Raw genomic sequence first — 16,281 nt, forward strand, 5'->3', positions numbered from 1 at the left:
CACATGCCACGAAGATGAGTGGCCCGAAAATAGCGATTGAACACGGTCGCTGCAAGAGGAAAGCACGAATTCCGCGAAATTTATCGTCGCACCGTCTTAACCGAAGGGTTTCACAACCACAAGTATGACGATGAGGATCATCAGCACCGTCGGAACCTCGTTCATCAACCGCCAGTGACGGGCAGGCCGCGTATTTTCATCCCGCGCGAAACGTTTTGCGCTGCGCGTGAAATAAACATGGGTCACAGTCAGAAGCACCACCAGCGCGATCTTTGCATGCAGCCAGCCACCGGAAAAACCATAAACCGACCAGGCGAGATAAAGTCCCAATAGCCAGGATATCATCATCGCCGGGTTCATGATCACCTTGATCAGCCGCTGCTCCATCACCTTGAAGGTTTCGGATTGCTGCGAACCGGCGGGTGCATCGGTGTGGTAGATGAAGAGCCGCGGCAGGTAAAAAATCGCCGCCATCCAGGAAATAACGGCGATAATATGCAGCGCCTTGATCCAGAGATAGAGATCGGCCGGATCGGCATAAAATAACAGGGCGACGAAGGCAGCAAAGACACCGAGCGCGATGCCGGCGCGCAAAGCCGCCCGGTTTCCGGAACGAGCGGAGGTCTGTTTTTCGCCGCTCATGCCCCGGCTCCGCCGGCACGCACCCTCTGCACCAGCCGGGTGACGTTTTCCGGGTCAGCCTGCGGGGTGATGCCATGGCCGAGATTGAATATCAGCGGACCCTGTGCAAGAGCCTGCAGCACGGCATCTATACCATCCTGTAACGCCTTCCCTCCTGCCACCATCAGCATGGGGTCGAGATTGCCCTGCACGGGCCCTTCCTTCTGCAAGTCCCTGGCAAAGCTCAGCGGCACCGACCAGTCGAGCCCGATTGCGTCGGCGCCCGTCTTGCGACGATAATCCTTGAGAAGATAACCAGCCCCCTTGGCGAAGGCGATGATTTTTGCCGAAGGCCGACGGGCGCGCACCGATGCGATAATGCGGGCAACGGGTTTTATCGCATAATCCTCAAATTCCTTCTCACCGAGCACGCCGGCCCAGGAATCGAAGATTTGAACCGCATCCGCGCCTGCATCGATCTGCGCGACCAGATAATCGGCGGAAACGTCGGCGAGGAAAGCCAGCAGCTTTTCCATGGCCACCGGCTCCTGATAACCGAATAGTCGCGCCGGGGCCTGATCCGGCGTTCCGTGTCCCGCGATCATATAAGTCGCAACCGTCCACGGCGCGCCGCAAAAACCGAGAAGCGTCGTTTCATTGGGCAAAGAGGTGCGCAGACGGGAAACGGTTTCGAAAACGGGAGAAAGATGCGCCATGACATTTGTGGCATCCAGCTTCTCGATACCGCTGACATCGATCGGGTCCATGGCCGGACCTTTTCCCTCGCTGAAAGACACGTTGCGGTGAAGCGCATCCGGTATCACCAGAATATCGGAAAAGAGAATGGCGGCATCCAGCCCGAACCGGCGAATGGGTTGGAGAGTAACCTCCGTCGCCAGTTCGGGATTATAACAGAGATCGAGGAAACTACCGGCGCTCTTACGCGTTTCCCTGTACTCGGGAAGATAACGCCCAGCCTGTCGCATCAGCCATATGGGCGGCGGTGTGACCGTCTGCCCGTTCAACACCGTCATAACCTTGCGTTCGCTCATGGCACCCAGCTTCTAAAAAATAAAATCAAAGAGATTTAAAAGATTTTCTATTTCTTAGAGTCTGTGGGTAGCAAGGATTAAAATCATTCCAGTCGAAATGCCGCAGTCACAAAGTTTCAAGCGCGCCTGTCGATGTTATCGATCCGCTTGCTTTGGAATAATCGGGAGAATAGAAATTTTATAAATAATTTCAGTTATTTATGACGAACCAGAAAAACAGGACAACTGTGGATAATCTGGGGAAAATTTTGAATGGTTTCACATTCTTCCAACAATTCACAAGCACGTCGGAGACGATTGAAGCTACTTGCGGATTGTGGAAAAACACCACCTTATTCACGTCGCGGTTCGACCCGCAGGACAATTCGGAGATTTGTCCCGGTTTATCAACAGCGGGAGAAAAACAGCGTGGAGAACAAAAAAAGCTTCTTCCATCTGCACCTGATTTCGGACTCAACGGGAGAGACTCTGATGTCGGCCGGTCGGGCCGTTTCGGCACAGTTCCACGCTTCCATGCCGGTGGAACATGTCTATCCGATGATTCGAAACCAGAAACAGCTCGCACAGGTCGTCGACCTCATCGACAAGGAACCGGGCATTGTTCTCTATACGATCGTCGACCAGCAGCTGGCAGAGTTTTTGGATCTGCGGTGCCATGCGATCGGGGTGCCCTGCGTAAATGTCCTTGAACCCATTATCGGCATCTTCCAGACCTATTTGGGTGCGCCGTCCAGGCGGCGCGTGGGCGCGCAACATGCCTTGAATGCAGATTATTTTGCCCGGATCGAGGCGCTCAATTTCGCCATGGATCACGACGATGGGCAAATGCCCGAAACCTATGACGAGGCTGATATCGTCATCATCGGCATCAGCCGCACCTCCAAAACACCGACCAGCATCTATCTCGCCAACAGGGGAATAAAGACCGCCAATATACCGGTCGTTCCCAATGTGCCTTTACCCGACAGCCTCTATGCCGCCACGCGACCGCTGATCGTCGGGCTGGTCGCGACATCCGACCGGATATCGCAGGTGCGTGAAAACCGGGAACTCGGCGCGACGGGTGGATTTGACAGCGGCCGCTACACGGACCGCGCCACCATTATGGAAGAGCTGAAATATGCGCGAGCGCTCTGCGCCCGCAACAATTGGCCGCTGATCGATGTCACGCGCCGCTCCATCGAGGAAACGGCGGCGGCGATCCTTGCCCTTCGTTCGAGGACACGATAATCCGAATCGCACCATTCGGAGCAGACAGTCGATGCAACAAGAATTGATTCTCGCCTCGTCCAGCGCATCCCGCCAGATGCTGATGCGCAATGCGGGGCTGACATTTTCGGCCATCCCCGCGGATATTGACGAACGTGCGCTCGATGAACAGCTGGAACGAGACGGCGCCAGTCCGGAAGAGGTTGCGCTGGAACTCGCCAGGGCCAAGGCTCTTGCGGTTGGCGCGCTTTATCCAGAAGCACTGGTTCTCGGCTGCGACCAGACCATGGCACTCGGCACCCGCGTTTATCACAAGCCGAAAACCATGGCGGAGGCCGAAGCGCATCTGCTGTCATTGTCCGGCAAGGTTCATCGCCTGAACAGCGCTGCCGTTCTCGTCCGACATGGTGAGGTGGTATGGCAGATCGTTTCCAGCGCCGAGTTGACCGTCCGGACCTTGAGCACCGAATTTGTCTCCCGCCACCTGCAACGGGTGGGAGAAAAGGCCCTGAGCAGCGTCGGCGCGTATCAGCTCGAAGGAGAGGGAATCCAGCTATTCACCTCGATTGAGGGCGATTATTTCACGATTCTGGGTCTGCCGCTTCTGCCGCTTTTATCGAAACTGCGCGACATGGATGTCATCGATGGCTGATTCACGTGAAACATTAACCATAAACGCCTTCGTTGTCGGCTATCCGATCAAGCATTCGCGATCGCCTATTATCCATTCCTACTGGCTGAAGAAATTCGGCATTGCCGGTTCGTATAAGGCCGTGGAAATTCCTCCGGACGATTTCGCGAATTTCATTGCAACGCTGAAGCAGGGCAAGCCGGGCACGGCCGTCGGCGGCAATGTCACCATTCCCCATAAGGAAGCGGCTTATCGGCTGGCAGACAGACCAGATGCTCTGGCGGAAGAACTCGGCGCCGCCAACACTGTCTGGATGGAGGAGGGTGAGCTTCACGCTACCAATACGGATGGTTATGGTTTCGTCTCCAATCTCGATGAGCGGCATCCGGGCTGGGACAGGACAGAGCGGGCAGTGGTTATGGGTGCCGGCGGCGCTAGTCGGGCGGTCATTCAGTCGCTGCGTGATCGCGGCATCGCCGAAATCCACGTCCTCAACCGTACCGTCGAACGGGCGCGCCAACTGGCCGACCGTTTTGGGTCGCGGGTTTTTGCCCATCCCCAGGCAGCGCTTCATGAGGTCATGCAGGGTGCCGGGATTTTCGTGAATACGACGTCGCTCGGCATGGATGGAACGGAAGCGCCACATATTGATTTTTCGCCGCTGGCAGATCAGGCCGTCGTAACCGATATCGTCTATGTGCCGTTGAAAACACCGATCCTGAGAATGGCGGAAGAGCAGGGCGTCGCAACCGTCGATGGGCTCGGCATGCTGCTTCATCAGGCTAAACCCGGTTTCAAGCGATGGTTCGGCAAAACGCCGGAAGTCGATGAGGCCCTGCGTTCGCTCATCATCGAGGATATGGAGAAACATTGATGATCGTCATCGGTCTCACCGGCTCGATTGGAATGGGAAAAACGACGACGGCGAAGCTGTTTGCCGGGGAAGGAGTTCCGGTTCTCGATTCGGATGAGGTCGTGCACGGGCTTTACCGGGCGGAAGCCGCCCCGCTGATCGAAGCGGCCTTTCCGGGCACCACCGTTTCCGGTGCGGTGGACAGGCAGAAACTCGGTGAGATCTTGCGGCAGAATCCGGCTAATTTCAGCAGACTGGAAGAGATCGTGCATCCGCTGGTGCGCGCAACGCAGGAGGCGTTTCTGGCGCAGGCGAGGACAGAGGATCGGCAATTCGCCCTCCTCGATATTCCGCTGCTGTTCGAAACCGGGGCGGAAAGCCGGGTCGATAAAGTCGTTGTCGTCAGTTGCGCGCCGGAGATTCAGCGAGAGCGGGTTTTATCCCGACCTGGAATGACGGAAGAGAAATTCGAAATGATCCTCGCCCGGCAGATGCCCGACGCCGAAAAGCGCCGGCGTGCCGATTTTATCGTCGATTCCGGAAATGGTGTCGAAGCGGCACGGGATCAGGTAAGACAGATTCTGCAGAAACTGGCCGCTCAGTCGCGCCCCGGAGAGATGAATGCGTGAGATCATTTTCGATACGGAAACCACGGGCCTTGAATCGAAGCTGGACCGCGTGATTGAAATCGGCGGCATCGAGCTGATCAATCACTTTCCCACCGGCCGCACGCTGCATCTCTACATCAGCCCGGAAGATCGCAAGGTTCACCCCGACGCACTTGCCGTTCACGGGATTACCGACGAGTTTCTGAAGGATAAACCCAAATTCGCCGAGGTCGTCGACCAGATTCGCGACTTCTTCGAGGGCGCGCGCTGGGTGGCGCATAACGCCACATTCGATATGGGCTTCATCAACGCGGAATTCGCCCGTCTCGGCATTGAGCCAGTTGCCGCCGATCTGGTGACGGATACGCTTTCGCTCGCCCGTCGCAAGCACCCCATGGGACCGAACTCGCTGGACGCACTTTGCCGTCGTTACGGTATCGACAATTCCCACCGTACCAAGCACGGCGCTCTTCTCGACTCCGAGCTGCTCGCCGAAGTTTATATTGAAATGATCGGCGGGCGCCAGACGGCGCTCGGTTTCGGTTCCGCCGCCAAGCAGGAAACCATCATCGTCGAGGAAGACGTTGCGCTTGAGCCACTGCAAAGGCCGCGGGCTTTGCCCTCGAGGCTGGATGCGGAAACGGTCGCGGCCCATGGCAAACTCGTTCTCGGCATGGGTGACAAGGCGATTTGGAACCGTTACCAGAATTGATGCCTGTCCAGGCACCGGAAACGTTGCATGCCGTCAAAGAAAAACCCGGGCATGAACCCGGGTTTTGTTTTGTCTGAATTCTGCAGCGCAGAGCCGCGTCACTTAGTTCGGTACGGCCTGAACCTTGGCCTTTGCCTGTTCCTCGGCAACGCGCTGGGCGAACATCTGCGCAAAATCGATCGGATCGATCATCAGCGGCGGGAAACCGCCATTGCGGGTAACGTCCGCAATGATCTGGCGCGCGAAGGGGAACAGCAGGCGCGGGCATTCGATGAACAGCACCGGCAGCATATGTTCCTGCGGGAAGCCGGCGATGCGGAACACGCCGCCATAAACCAGCTCGGCCGCGAACAGCACCTTGTCGCCATCCTTGGCTTCAGCATTCAGCGTCAGCACAACATCGAAATCCGAACCCGAGATCGGGTTTGCATTGACGTTGACATTGATGTTGATCGACGGCGCATTGTCACGGGCCTGAAGCGAGCGAGGAGCACCCGGATTTTCGAAGGAAAGATCCTTGATGTACTGGGCAAGAATGTTGAGGGAAGGACTTACTGCGCCCTGTGCACCATTTTCAGCGGTCATTACATTTCCTCACGGCGTGAATTCGTGGAAGGCGGTCTATCATTTCGACCCGGGGCTTACAACCCTTCGTGATCGGGTCATCGCGATCCATTCCGCCCGGGATCAGGGTTTGGGCAGATCGCGATCATCCGGGTTGCGCGACCATGGCGAACCCTTTGGCTCTTCGCGATGAAACTCCTCCTCGTCGAGATCCACCACCTTCGAATTGCGCGCATGTCCCGGATCATTCCGAAAGCCGGAAAAATCACCGGGCTGAGGACCGGATTGCTGGCCGGATTGCCGAAACGAACCCGCAACGACGACGCGCGGCCCGAAGGCTTTCCAGAAAAAGCGCCGTACGGTGGGCGAGAGAAGCAGAAGGCCGAGAATGTCGGTAATGAAACCGGGGATGAAGAGCAGGATCCCGGCAACGACGCGCATGGCGCCATTTACCAGCTCATCCGCCGGCTGCGCACCGGTACGCCCCGCATCCTGAAGATTTCTCACCATGCCGATGCCGCCGAGCCGCAGGATGAGCAACCCCAGAAACGAGGTGAACAGGACAAGCGCCAATGTCAGCCACAAACCGATTGCCTTGCCGACGATGATGAAACCGGCAATTTCGAGGATGGGCATCATCAGGATGACGATGGGGAGAAAGGAAAAACGCATCTTCTAGCCTTGCGTGTGCATCTCTGGCAGATTGCCGGTTCCCGGGACACCGATGATTGAATCTGCACATTTGAATGATGATAAGATGCAGACTATATGATGGTGAGGTTTTCGAATTTAAATGGCGGTTTTGGTAAAAGATGGGCTTCAGCGACTTTATCACATTGTTTTTTCTCGTTGCAGCGGTGCTGATCTTCTTTCAGCTGCGCAGTGTCCTCGGTCGCCGCACGGGCAATGAGAAGCCGCCATTCGACCCCTATAGCCCGCGAGATGTGGCGAAGGGTCCCGTTGCAGACGATAACAAGGTCGTGACCCTGCCGAGGCGCAGCGAGGGTGACGAAGAAAACCGTTTTGCCGAGGCGGATGCACTTGCCCCCGTCGATACGCCACTCAATGCGTCGCTGCGTGAGGTGATGACCAGGGACCCGTCCTTTGGGCCGAAGGAGTTCCTGAACGGCGCCCGCATGGCCTATGAAATGATTGTCATGGGCTTTGCCGATGGCGACCGCAAGACGCTCAAGAACCTTCTGTCGAAGGAGGTTTTCGACGGTTTCGAGGCTGCCATTTCCGAGAGGGAAGGTCGGGGCGAGGTGGTGAAGTCCACCTTCGTGGGTATCGAGAAGGCAGATATCACCCAGGCCAGTGTGCGTGATTCCGAAGTGCAGATCACGCTGAGGATCGTCAGCCAGCTGATTTCGGCGACCTATGACAGGGATGGCAAGCTGGTGGATGGCGATCCGGATGCGGTTGCGGAGGTGGATGACATCTGGACCTTCTCGCGCGATATCCGCTCGCGCGATCCGAACTGGAAGCTGATCGCTACCGAATCCGAGCAATGACCGCGCCCTTTTCGATCGAAGAAGTTTCTTTCAGCGACCTGCCCGGATGGCGGCAAGACGATCCGGGCAAGCTTTTTCCGGCGATGGCGACAATCCTGTCGCATCTTCAGAATGCGAAACCCTACAGGACCGGCGCGCTCGGGGTCACGGCGGCGGAACTGGTCTCGCTTCTGGAAAGCGCAGAGAAAAACCAGACAAGCGACCCGGAGCAGGCGCGACGGTTTTTCGAAACCAATTGCGTGCCTTTCAGGATTTCTCCAGCTCAGGGAAAAAGCGGTTTCGTGACCGCTTTTTACGAACCCGAACTGGAAGTGTCGTCTGAGCCCGACGACATCTGGCGTTATCCGATTTACCGCCGGCCGTCGGAGCTGGTGAATATCGACGACGCCAATCGTCCTGCCGGTTTCGATACGTCCTATGCTTTCGGCAGGGAGGATGAAAACGGTATTTCCTATTTTCCCGACCGTCGGGAGATCGATGAAGGGTATCTGGAGGGCAGGGGCCTTGAGATTGCCTGGGCAAGATCGAAGGTCGATCTGTTTTTCGTTCATGTGCAGGGTGCGGCGCGTCTGGTGTTTCCCGACGGCGCGGTAAAGCGTATCACCTATGCGGCCAAGGCCGGGCATGCTTTTTCGCCGATTGGCCGTCTGCTTCTCGAACGCGGCGAACTCGATCCGAAAACCGTGTCGATGCAGACGATCCGCAAATGGCTCGCTGACCATCCGGATGAGGTGGATGGGGTACTATGGCATAACCGTTCCTATATTTTTTTCAGGGAGGTGGATGTCGCCGATCAGGACATGGGGCCGGTTGCAGCTGCTAAAGTTCCGTTGATTGCGGGGCGAGCGCTTGCGGTGGACAGGCTCATCCACACTTTCGGGCTTCCCTTCTTCATCCATGCGCCGTCGCTTACCCATCTCGATGACGGAAAACCTTTCGCGCGGCTGATGCTGGCGCTCGATACCGGCTCGGCCATCGTTGGTCCGGCGCGTGGCGATATTTTCACCGGCTCCGGTTTCGAAGCGGGAGAGCTGGCCGGTACGGTGCGCAATGAGGCCGATTTTTATATACTGATACCGCAGGTGGCTGCGCAGAGGTATAGGCGATGAAGAGCAGTCGCAAGCTCGGCAAGGAAGAGCGCATTCTGTGGGGAAAGGTCGCAAAAACCACGCGGCCGATCTCCGGCAGACTGGAAGACCTGCTGGCTTTCGATGACATAGAGGAGCCTCCGGTGGAGCCCGATGTTCCGCAGGCCGGCAAAGGCGCTTTTCCGCGCATGCTTTTGGAGCCGGCCGAGTCGTCGCCACCGGCTCCGGACAAGAAGCCGAAGATTCATCAGCCGATGGAAAAACCGGTCAAACGCAAGCTCACCCGTGGCCGGCTGCCGCTGGAAGGGCGGATCGATCTGCACGGCATGTTCCAGAGCGAAGCCCATGCGGTGCTGCTTGATTTTCTGTTGCGCGCGCATGAACGCGGTCTGAGGCATGTCCTCGTCATAACGGGTAAGGGCCGCTCCATCGGCAGCGACGGCGCGTTGAAAAGAGCGGTGCCCATGTGGTTTTCCAAGCCGGAATATCGCCACCTGATTTCATCCTATGAGGATGCATCCGCCAATCACGGCGGCGACGGCGCGCTTTATGTGCGGTTGGCGCGTCGGCGGGGTGAAAAGTCATGACGCCCTTTGCGGAGGCCGTGCGGCAACTTCGCGAGCGCAAGGGCGTGACGCAGAAGGAAATGGCCGCCGCAATCGGCGTATCGCCGGCCTATCTCTCGGCGCTGGAGCATGGCAAGCGCGGCAAGCCGAGCTTCGATCTCCTCCAGCGCATCGCCGGATATTTCAACATCATCTGGGATGAGGCGGAGGAATTGTTCTTTCTGGCCGGTTCTTCCGACCCGAAAGTGGTGATCGACACCATCGGCCTGCCGCCGCAATATACGGCTTTCGCCAACCGGCTGGCACGGGATATTCGCAAGCTGCCGCCGAGTGTGGTAGAGGAACTGTCAGCCGTGCTGCAAAAAAGCCGTTCTTGCGATTGAAACCCCTCTATCCCCTGCTTTATGCAGCATCCTGAAGCATGCGGCCTTTGGGATTGGGTGTAGAATTTCTATAGTCGCATGTCGGATTTGAGTGATTCGCTGGCTTCAGGCCCCCTCACTGGAAACCTGGCCCGAGAAAACTTTGGAAAGAGTATTTATGACCGAAACATCGTCAAGCGAAGTCGGCGCGAACGCGGAATATGGAGCCGATTCGATCAAGGTCCTCAAGGGCCTTGATGCCGTGCGCAAACGGCCCGGCATGTATATCGGCGACACCGATGACGGTTCCGGCCTGCACCACATGGTCTATGAAGTCGTCGACAACGCCATCGACGAGGCGCTTGCCGGTCATGCCGATCTGGTGACGGTGACGCTGAACGCCGATGGCTCCGTGACGGTGACGGATAACGGACGCGGCATTCCGACCGACATCCATTCTTCCGAAGGCGTTTCTGCCGCCGAAGTCATCATGACGCAGCTGCATGCGGGCGGCAAATTCGACCAGAATTCCTATAAGGTCTCGGGCGGCCTGCATGGCGTGGGCGTGTCGGTGGTCAATGCGCTCTCCGTCTGGCTGAAGCTCAGAATCCGCCGCAACGGCAAGCTGCACGAAATCGGCTTCACCCATGGTGTCGCCGATGCGCCGCTTTCCGTCATTGGCGAATATGAAGGCCGCTCCGGCACGGAAGTGACCTTCCTTGCAAGCCCTGAAACCTTCACCATGACGGACTACGATTACGGAACGCTGGAGCATCGTCTGCGCGAACTCGCATTCCTGAATTCCGGCGTCCGCATCCTGCTCACCGACAAGCGCCATTCCGATATCAAGCAGGAAGAGCTGCTGTATGATGGCGGCCTTGAAGCCTTCGTTCGTTATCTCGATCGTGCCAAGAAGCCGCTGGTGGACAAGCCGGTCGCCATCAAGGGCGAAAAGGACGGTATCACTGTCGAGGTCGCGCTGTGGTGGAACGATAGCTACCATGAAAACGTGCTCTGCTTCACGAATAACATACCCCAGCGCGACGGCGGCACCCATATGGCCGGTTTCCGCGCGGCGCTGACCCGTCAGGTGACCTCCTATGCCGAAACCTCGGGCATTCTGAAAAAGGAAAAGGTGAGCCTGCAGGGTGAGGACTGCCGTGAAGGTCTGACGGCCATTCTTTCCGTCAAGGTTCCCGATCCCAAGTTTTCCTCGCAGACGAAAGACAAGCTCGTGTCGTCCGAGGTGCGTCCGGTCGTGGAAAGTCTTGTCAACGAAGCGCTCTCCACCTGGCTGGAAGAACATCCTGCCGACGCAAGAATCCTCGTGGGCAAGGTGGTGGAAGCGGCGGTCGCCCGCGAAGCTGCCCGCAAGGCCCGCGAATTGACGCGCCGCAAGGGTGCGCTCGATATCGCCTCTCTGCCGGGCAAGCTCGCTGACTGCTCCGAGCGCGATCCGGCGAAATCCGAACTCTTCCTCGTTGAGGGTGACTCCGCTGGCGGTTCGGCCAAGCAGGGCCGCTCGCGCGAAACCCAGGCGATCCTGCCGCTGCGTGGCAAAATCCTGAACGTCGAACGCGCCCGTTTCGACAAGATGTTGTCCAGCCAGGAAATCGGCACGCTGATTACGGCGCTCGGTACCTCCATCGGCAAGGACGAGTTCAACGCCGACAAGCTGCGTTACCACAAGATCATCATCATGACGGATGCTGACGTCGACGGCGCCCATATCCGTACCCTGCTCCTCACCTTCTTCTTCCGCCAGATGCCGGAACTGATCGAGCGCGGCCATCTCTATATCGCCCAGCCGCCGCTTTATAAGGTCACGCGTGGTAAATCCGTGCAGTACCTCAAGGATGAAAAGGCGCTGGAAGAATACCTGATCTCCATGGGTATCGAGGAAGCGTCGCTGACCCTCGGTTCTGGCGAAGTGCGTATCGGGGCGGATCTTCGCGAAGTCATTCTGGATGCGGTGCGCATGCGCTCGCTGATCGACGGTCTGCATTCTCGCTACAGCCGCTCGATCGTCGAACAGGCGGCAATAGCCGGCGCGCTGAACCCCGAGCTTTCGGCCGATGCTGCCCGCGCCGAGGAAACCGTTTCCGAAGTGGCGCGGCGTCTGGATATGATCGCGGAAGAAACCGAACGTGGCTGGTCCGGCACGGTGCTGCAGGATGGCGGCTTGCGCTTCGAGCGCATGGTGCGCGGCGTCAAGGAAGTCTCGACGCTGGATATGGGACTGCTCGGTTCGGCCGATGCCCGCCATATCGATCAGCTCGCAGCCCGCACGCGCGATATCTACGCTACGCCGCCGATCCTGCAACGCAAGGACGGCACCATGGAACTGGCCGGTCCACGCGCGCTTCTGGATGCGATTTTCGCCGCCGGCCGCAAGGGTCTTTCCATGCAGCGCTATAAGGGCCTCGGCGAAATGAATGCCGAGCAGCTGTGGGAAACCACGCTCGACGCCAATGTTCGCTCCCTGCTGCAGGTAAGGGTGAGTGACGCAACGGACGCCGACGGCCTGTTTGCCCGCCTGATGGGCGACGACGTGGAACCGCGCCGCGACTTCATTCAGGAAAATGCACTGAGCGTCGCCAACCTCGACATTTAATCCTGTGGGGTGTTTCGCGTAACGATTCACGTGAAACGAAAATTTAACAAAAGGCCCGGCGGTCACTTTCCGCCGGGCCTTTTGTCATTCGGAGAACATCAATCAACCTTGCCGGTGAAGCGCCCTTCGAAGGCCACATCCGAAAGGGGCAGACGCTTACTCGGCACTTCCCGCTCCGCCAGATCATCAGGGAGAACGGACTTGTCGGTCAGCCTGCCGATGGCGACCGCGGCCTCCACCTTGTAGCCTTCCGGGATGTTCAGTTTTTCAACGATCTTTTCCCTCAATATGCCAGCCATGCCATGGGCGTGGTAACCGAGCAGGTGAGCCTGCATGGCAAGCGAAAACCAGGCAGCGCCGGCATCGAAGGAATGGGTCGCGGATGGTTTTTTTTCACCGTCGCGCGAGATGTTATAGTCGCGGGAAATGACAAACAGCAGCACGGAGGCGTTTTTTGCCCAGCGCTGGTTTCCCTCCATCAGCAGTTCCACGAAGAGCGGCCAGTCTTCGCTATCCTTGTGCGCATAGACAAACCGCCATGGCTGATAGTTGGAAGCAGACGGCGCCCAGTGTGCCGCATCCAGAATGGTCATCAGATGCTGGGACGGCATGGCATGGCCATCGAAGGCGCGCGGAGACCAGCGATCGAGGAAGAGGGGATCGACGGGATATTCTGATTGCCGGGAATTGCTGTTCGTCACGGGCCATGTCCTTTTGATTGACGGGAAGGAAAAGGTATTTTTCGAAACTTGGCGCAGTCAAGGGGTGACAAGTATGAATGCATCGTTCATATATGCATCACCTTGTCAGACAACCGGGAGAGAGTTCCATGAAATTGATGCGTGTCGGCCAGCCCGGCCAGGAAAAACCTGCAATCCTTGATGCGGAAGGAAAAGTCCGCGATCTGTCCGCCCATGTCAAAGACATTGGCGGCGAAGCCATTTCTCCCGAGGGCCTGAAGAAGATCGCGGCGATCGACCTCGGCACACTTCCGGTGCTGAACGAAGAGCGCATCGGCGCCTGCGTTGCCGGAACCGGAAAATTCATCTGCATCGGCCTCAACTTTTCCGACCACGCCGCCGAAACGGGTGCCACCGTACCGCCGGAACCGGTCATTTTCATGAAGGCGACCTCGGCCATCGTCGGTCCGAATGACAACGTCACCATTCCGCGCGGTTCTGAAAAGACCGACTGGGAAGTCGAGCTCGGCGTCGTCATCGGCAAGACCGCCAAATACGTCTCGGAAGCCGATGCTCTCGATTACGTCGCGGGTTATTGCGTTTCGCATGATGTGTCCGAACGCGCCTTCCAGACGGAGCGTGCGGGGCAATGGACCAAGGGCAAGTCCTGCGACACCTTCGGTCCCATAGGCCCCTGGCTGGTGACGAAGGACGAAATCGCCGATCCGCAGAATCTCGGCATGTGGCTGAAGGTCAACGGCCAGACCATGCAGGACGGCTCCAGCAAGACCATGGTGTATGGCGTCGCGCACGTTGTCTCCTATCTCAGCCAGTTCATGTCGCTGCATCCCGGCGATGTCATTTCCACCGGCACCCCTCCCGGCGTTGGCATGGGCCTGAAGCCGCCGCGTTACCTGAAGGCTGGTGACGTCGTGGAACTCGGCATCGAGGGTCTCGGTTCCCAGAAGCAGACTTTCGTCGCCGACATCTGATCACCGGCAGGCATTCAACGAAAAGTGAGGCGCCGGCGGGAAACCGCCGGCGCCTTCGATTTTGTGCACCTGCGAAAAGCTGCTATGGTTGAAAAAAGAGCGTGATCGCGAGGGAGGCGTCATCAGTGTTCTACCATCTCTATGAAATGAACCATGCGGCCATGGCGCCGCTGCGCGCCGGCGCCGACATGATGCGTCAGGCTTGCAACAATCCGCTCAACCCGCTTTCCAGCACGGCTTTCGGAAGAAGCCTAGACGCCGGTTTTGAGGTCTTTGAGCGAATGACGCGCCGTTACGCAAAACCGGAATTCGCTCTTTGCAGTACGATTGTCGATGGCCAGACCGTCAATGTTGTCGAAGAGACCGTCTGGTCGCGCCCGTTCTGCAATTTGCTTCATTTCAAGAAAGAACTCGATCCAGCCCGCCAGCCCGATCCGAAGGTGCTGCTGGTGGCGCCGATGTCCGGCCACTACGCCACTTTGTTGCGCGGGACGGTGGAGGCCCTGCTGCCTTCGGCGGATATTTACATCACCGATTGGGCCGATGCCCGCACGGTGCTGGTGAGTGAGGGCACCTTCGATCTCGACGATTACATCAGCTACGTCATCGAGATGCTGCGCGCGATCGGACCGGGCGCGCATGTGGTCGCCGTCTGTCAGCCATCTGTGCCCGTGTTGGCTGCCGTTTCCCTGATGGAGGCTGATGGGGATAAATTCGCGCCGGCATCCATGACGCTGATGGGTGGTCCGATTGACACGCGCATCAATCCAACGGCTGTCAACGGTCTTGCCAAGGCGAAACCCATTGAATGGTTCCGCGACAATGTCGTCATGCAGGTGCCGTGGCCGCAGCCCGCTTTTGGCCGCAATGTCTATCCGGGCTTCCTGCAACTCTCCGGCTTCATGTCGATGAACCTCGACAAGCACATGACGGCGCATAAGGATTTTTACCTCAACCTCGTCAAGAATGACGGCGATTCCGCTGAAAAACACCGCGAATTTTACGACGAATATCTAGCCGTCATGGATTTGACGGCGGAGTTCTATCTGCAGACGGTGGAAACCGTCTTTATCGACCATGCGCTTCCGAAAGGGAACATGTTGCACCGGGGCAGGGCGGTCGATCCCGCAGCCATTCGCAATGTCGCATTGTTTACGGTGGAAGGTGAGAATGACGATATTTCCGGCGTCGGCCAGACGAAGGCGGCGCATGATCTCTGCCGGAATATCCCTGAAGACAAACGCGCCCATTACATGCAGCCGGATGTCGGGCACTACGGCGTCTTCAACGGTTCGCGCTTCCGCAAGGAAATCGTGCCGCGCATGCTGGATTTTATCCGCAAACATCAGACAGCTTAAGGACAAGACGGCCGGCCGTGCCGCGCATTTGCATGGCCAAGCGACGGACGAATCGGTTATGAAGAGTTCATGTTTTCGCTCCTCAGAAAATCCCTGAAGTCGCCGGCCCCAAAGAAGGTTGCGCCCAGCCAGCGCACCGTCGCAGTGGCGGGCAGGCAGGTGCCGATTACGGTCAGGGAAAATCCGCGTGCCACGCGCATTACGCTGCGCATCGAACCCGGCGGCCGGGCGCTGAAGCTGACGATACCCATGGGCCTGCATCACCGCCAGGTGGATGATTTTCTCGAGAGGCATCAGGGCTGGCTGGAAGGCAAGCTTGTGAAATTCAGCCCCGACGACGGTTTGCGTCCGGGTGCGACCATCGATATTCGCGGCATAGCCCACCGCATTGACCATACTGGCAGCCTGCGAGGGCTGACATATGTCACGAAAGACGCCGATGGGATGGCCGTTCTGAAGGTCAGCGGCGCGCCGGAACATCTGGGACGGCGGATAGCGACCTTCCTCAAGAAGGAAGCGAAGGCGGATCTGGAACGGCTTGTTGCTGTTCATGCACGCACCGCCGGCCGGCCGGTCCGCTCCATCAGCATGAAGGATACCCGCAGCCGGTGGGGTTCCTGTTCCCATGATGGAAATCTGAGCTTTTCCTGGCGCATCGTCATGGCCCCGGAAAAGGTCATCGACTATCTCGCCGCCCATGAGGTCGCGCATCTGAGGGAAATGAATCACGGCCCGAAATTTTGGGCATTGTGCGAAAAGCTCTGCCCGCACACGGAAGAAGCCAAGAGCTGGCTGAAACGCCATGGTTCCAAACTTCACGCCATCGATTTCGATTGAAACCGGCGGCGCGGATCGCCATC

The 16,281-nt window shown here is 57.9% G+C and carries 18 protein-coding genes; 13 read left to right on the forward strand and 5 right to left on the reverse strand.

Translation table 11 applies throughout. The annotated features are described in order from the left end of the window. Positions 1–96: 96 nt before the first annotated feature. Both hemJ and hemE read right to left on the reverse strand, forming a co-directional pair. Positions 97–642 carry a protoporphyrinogen oxidase HemJ gene (gene hemJ / locus RAC79_RS06040; protein WP_161987784.1) on the reverse strand — a complete coding sequence of 182 codons (546 nt, stop codon included), beginning with the start codon at positions 640–642 and terminating at the stop codon, positions 97–99. Next, positions 639–1,673, reverse strand: a complete 1,035-nt coding sequence (hemE, locus tag RAC79_RS06045) for a uroporphyrinogen decarboxylase (protein WP_078052270.1) — start codon at positions 1,671–1,673, stop codon at positions 639–641. The genes hemJ and hemE overlap by 4 nt, the downstream gene beginning before the upstream one ends. Before the next feature lie 408 nt (positions 1,674–2,081). Here hemE and RAC79_RS06050 point away from each other — a divergent pair, with 408 nt between their 5' ends. Genes RAC79_RS06050 through dnaQ form a run of 5 tightly spaced genes read left to right on the forward strand, consistent with a single transcriptional unit; the run spans position 2,082 to position 5,686 of the window. Then, positions 2,082–2,903, forward strand: a complete 822-nt coding sequence (locus RAC79_RS06050; protein WP_003521149.1) for a pyruvate, water dikinase regulatory protein — start codon at positions 2,082–2,084, stop codon at positions 2,901–2,903. Positions 2,904–2,934: 31 nt separating this feature from the next. Further along, the gene (locus tag RAC79_RS06055) at positions 2,935–3,534 is read left to right on the forward strand and encodes a Maf-like protein (RefSeq protein ID WP_078052269.1); all 600 of its coding nucleotides are present in this window, start codon (positions 2,935–2,937) and stop codon (positions 3,532–3,534) included. After that, on the forward strand, positions 3,527–4,387 hold the full coding sequence (locus tag RAC79_RS06060; protein ID WP_078052268.1) for a shikimate dehydrogenase: 861 nt from the start codon (positions 3,527–3,529) through the stop codon (positions 4,385–4,387). The genes RAC79_RS06055 and RAC79_RS06060 overlap by 8 nt, the downstream gene beginning before the upstream one ends. Further along, positions 4,387–4,995 (forward strand): dephospho-CoA kinase, encoded by a 609-nt coding sequence (gene coaE / locus RAC79_RS06065; RefSeq protein WP_078052267.1) that lies wholly within the window; start codon positions 4,387–4,389, stop codon positions 4,993–4,995. The genes RAC79_RS06060 and coaE overlap by 1 nt, the downstream gene beginning before the upstream one ends. Beyond that, positions 4,988–5,686, forward strand: a complete 699-nt coding sequence (dnaQ, locus tag RAC79_RS06070; protein ID WP_065656821.1) for a DNA polymerase III subunit epsilon — start codon at positions 4,988–4,990, stop codon at positions 5,684–5,686. The genes coaE and dnaQ overlap by 8 nt, the downstream gene beginning before the upstream one ends. Before the next feature lie 102 nt (positions 5,687–5,788). Here the strand turns inward: dnaQ and secB are convergent, their stop codons facing one another. Next, positions 5,789–6,271 carry a protein-export chaperone SecB gene (secB, locus tag RAC79_RS06075; RefSeq protein WP_003521154.1) on the reverse strand — a complete coding sequence of 161 codons (483 nt, stop codon included), beginning with the start codon at positions 6,269–6,271 and terminating at the stop codon, positions 5,789–5,791. 102 nt (positions 6,272–6,373) lie between these two features. Continuing rightward, positions 6,374–6,922, reverse strand: coding sequence for an FxsA family protein (locus RAC79_RS06080; protein WP_065656820.1), 549 nt, complete (start codon positions 6,920–6,922; stop codon positions 6,374–6,376). Between the two features lie 140 nt (positions 6,923–7,062). On the opposite strand from RAC79_RS06080, the gene RAC79_RS06085 reads away from it, so the two are divergent. From RAC79_RS06085 to gyrB, 5 genes are all read left to right on the forward strand, one after another. Beyond that, complete coding sequence (locus RAC79_RS06085) at positions 7,063–7,761, forward strand: Tim44/TimA family putative adaptor protein (protein ID WP_174039761.1); 699 nt, start codon at positions 7,063–7,065, stop codon at positions 7,759–7,761. Then, complete coding sequence (locus tag RAC79_RS06090) at positions 7,758–8,870, forward strand: murein transglycosylase A (protein ID WP_174039762.1); 1,113 nt, start codon at positions 7,758–7,760, stop codon at positions 8,868–8,870. Before RAC79_RS06085 ends, RAC79_RS06090 begins: the two co-directional genes overlap by 4 nt. After that, entirely contained in the window at positions 8,867–9,436 is a 570-nt protein-coding gene (locus RAC79_RS06095) for a Smr/MutS family protein (RefSeq protein WP_080856908.1), read from the forward strand. The genes RAC79_RS06090 and RAC79_RS06095 overlap by 4 nt, the downstream gene beginning before the upstream one ends. Continuing rightward, entirely contained in the window at positions 9,433–9,798 is a 366-nt protein-coding gene (locus tag RAC79_RS06100) for a helix-turn-helix domain-containing protein (RefSeq protein ID WP_003521160.1), read from the forward strand. Before RAC79_RS06095 ends, RAC79_RS06100 begins: the two co-directional genes overlap by 4 nt. Positions 9,799–9,955: 157 nt before the next feature. Beyond that, positions 9,956–12,391, forward strand: a complete 2,436-nt coding sequence (gyrB, locus tag RAC79_RS06105; RefSeq protein WP_174039763.1) for a DNA topoisomerase (ATP-hydrolyzing) subunit B — start codon at positions 9,956–9,958, stop codon at positions 12,389–12,391. Between the two features lie 98 nt (positions 12,392–12,489). On the opposite strand, the gene RAC79_RS06110 is transcribed toward gyrB, so the two are convergent. Beyond that, a complete protein-coding gene (locus RAC79_RS06110; protein ID WP_142844464.1) occupies positions 12,490–13,092 on the reverse strand; it encodes a nitroreductase family protein in 603 nt (200 codons plus the stop codon). Positions 13,093–13,220: 128 nt separating this feature from the next. Between RAC79_RS06110 and RAC79_RS06115 the strand changes: the two genes are divergently transcribed. The 3 genes from RAC79_RS06115 to RAC79_RS06125 all read left to right on the forward strand — a co-directional run bounded on the left by RAC79_RS06115 (position 13,221) and on the right by RAC79_RS06125 (position 16,258). Beyond that, positions 13,221–14,063: a fumarylacetoacetate hydrolase family protein gene (locus RAC79_RS06115; RefSeq protein ID WP_003521165.1), complete on the forward strand. Its 843-nt coding sequence runs from the start codon at positions 13,221–13,223 to the stop codon at positions 14,061–14,063. Positions 14,064–14,188: 125 nt separating this feature from the next. Continuing rightward, a complete protein-coding gene (locus RAC79_RS06120; RefSeq protein ID WP_142844465.1) occupies positions 14,189–15,421 on the forward strand; it encodes a polyhydroxyalkanoate depolymerase in 1,233 nt (410 codons plus the stop codon). Positions 15,422–15,490: 69 nt separating this feature from the next. Beyond that, positions 15,491–16,258 (forward strand): M48 family metallopeptidase, encoded by a 768-nt coding sequence (locus tag RAC79_RS06125; protein WP_142844466.1) that lies wholly within the window; start codon positions 15,491–15,493, stop codon positions 16,256–16,258. Positions 16,259–16,281: the final 23 nt, after the last annotated feature.

The sequence above is a fragment of the Agrobacterium sp. LR_9 genome, assembly GCF_041954855.1.
GTDB lineage: Bacteria > Pseudomonadota > Alphaproteobacteria > Rhizobiales > Rhizobiaceae > Agrobacterium > Agrobacterium leguminum.

Excerpts from the sequence above, each read along its gene's own strand:
- hemJ (WP_161987784.1), bottom strand. The coding sequence starts at position 642 with ATGAGCGGCGAAAAACAGACCTCCGCTCGTTCCGGAAACCGGGCGGCT.
- hemE (WP_078052270.1), bottom strand. The coding sequence starts at position 1,673 with ATGAGCGAACGCAAGGTTATGACGGTGTTGAACGGGCAGACGGTCACA.
- RAC79_RS06055 (WP_078052269.1), top strand. The coding sequence starts at position 2,935 with ATGCAACAAGAATTGATTCTCGCCTCGTCCAGCGCATCCCGCCAGATG.
- RAC79_RS06060 (WP_078052268.1), top strand. The coding sequence starts at position 3,527 with ATGGCTGATTCACGTGAAACATTAACCATAAACGCCTTCGTTGTCGGC.
- coaE (WP_078052267.1), top strand. The coding sequence starts at position 4,387 with ATGATCGTCATCGGTCTCACCGGCTCGATTGGAATGGGAAAAACGACG.
- dnaQ (WP_065656821.1), top strand. The coding sequence starts at position 4,988 with ATGCGTGAGATCATTTTCGATACGGAAACCACGGGCCTTGAATCGAAG.
- secB (WP_003521154.1), bottom strand. The coding sequence starts at position 6,271 with ATGACCGCTGAAAATGGTGCACAGGGCGCAGTAAGTCCTTCCCTCAAC.
- RAC79_RS06080 (WP_065656820.1), bottom strand. The coding sequence starts at position 6,922 with ATGCGTTTTTCCTTTCTCCCCATCGTCATCCTGATGATGCCCATCCTC.
- RAC79_RS06085 (WP_174039761.1), top strand. The coding sequence starts at position 7,063 with ATGGGCTTCAGCGACTTTATCACATTGTTTTTTCTCGTTGCAGCGGTG.
- RAC79_RS06090 (WP_174039762.1), top strand. The coding sequence starts at position 7,758 with ATGACCGCGCCCTTTTCGATCGAAGAAGTTTCTTTCAGCGACCTGCCC.
- RAC79_RS06095 (WP_080856908.1), top strand. The coding sequence starts at position 8,867 with ATGAAGAGCAGTCGCAAGCTCGGCAAGGAAGAGCGCATTCTGTGGGGA.
- RAC79_RS06100 (WP_003521160.1), top strand. The coding sequence starts at position 9,433 with ATGACGCCCTTTGCGGAGGCCGTGCGGCAACTTCGCGAGCGCAAGGGC.
- gyrB (WP_174039763.1), top strand. The coding sequence starts at position 9,956 with ATGACCGAAACATCGTCAAGCGAAGTCGGCGCGAACGCGGAATATGGA.
- RAC79_RS06115 (WP_003521165.1), top strand. The coding sequence starts at position 13,221 with ATGAAATTGATGCGTGTCGGCCAGCCCGGCCAGGAAAAACCTGCAATC.
- RAC79_RS06125 (WP_142844466.1), top strand. The coding sequence starts at position 15,491 with ATGTTTTCGCTCCTCAGAAAATCCCTGAAGTCGCCGGCCCCAAAGAAG.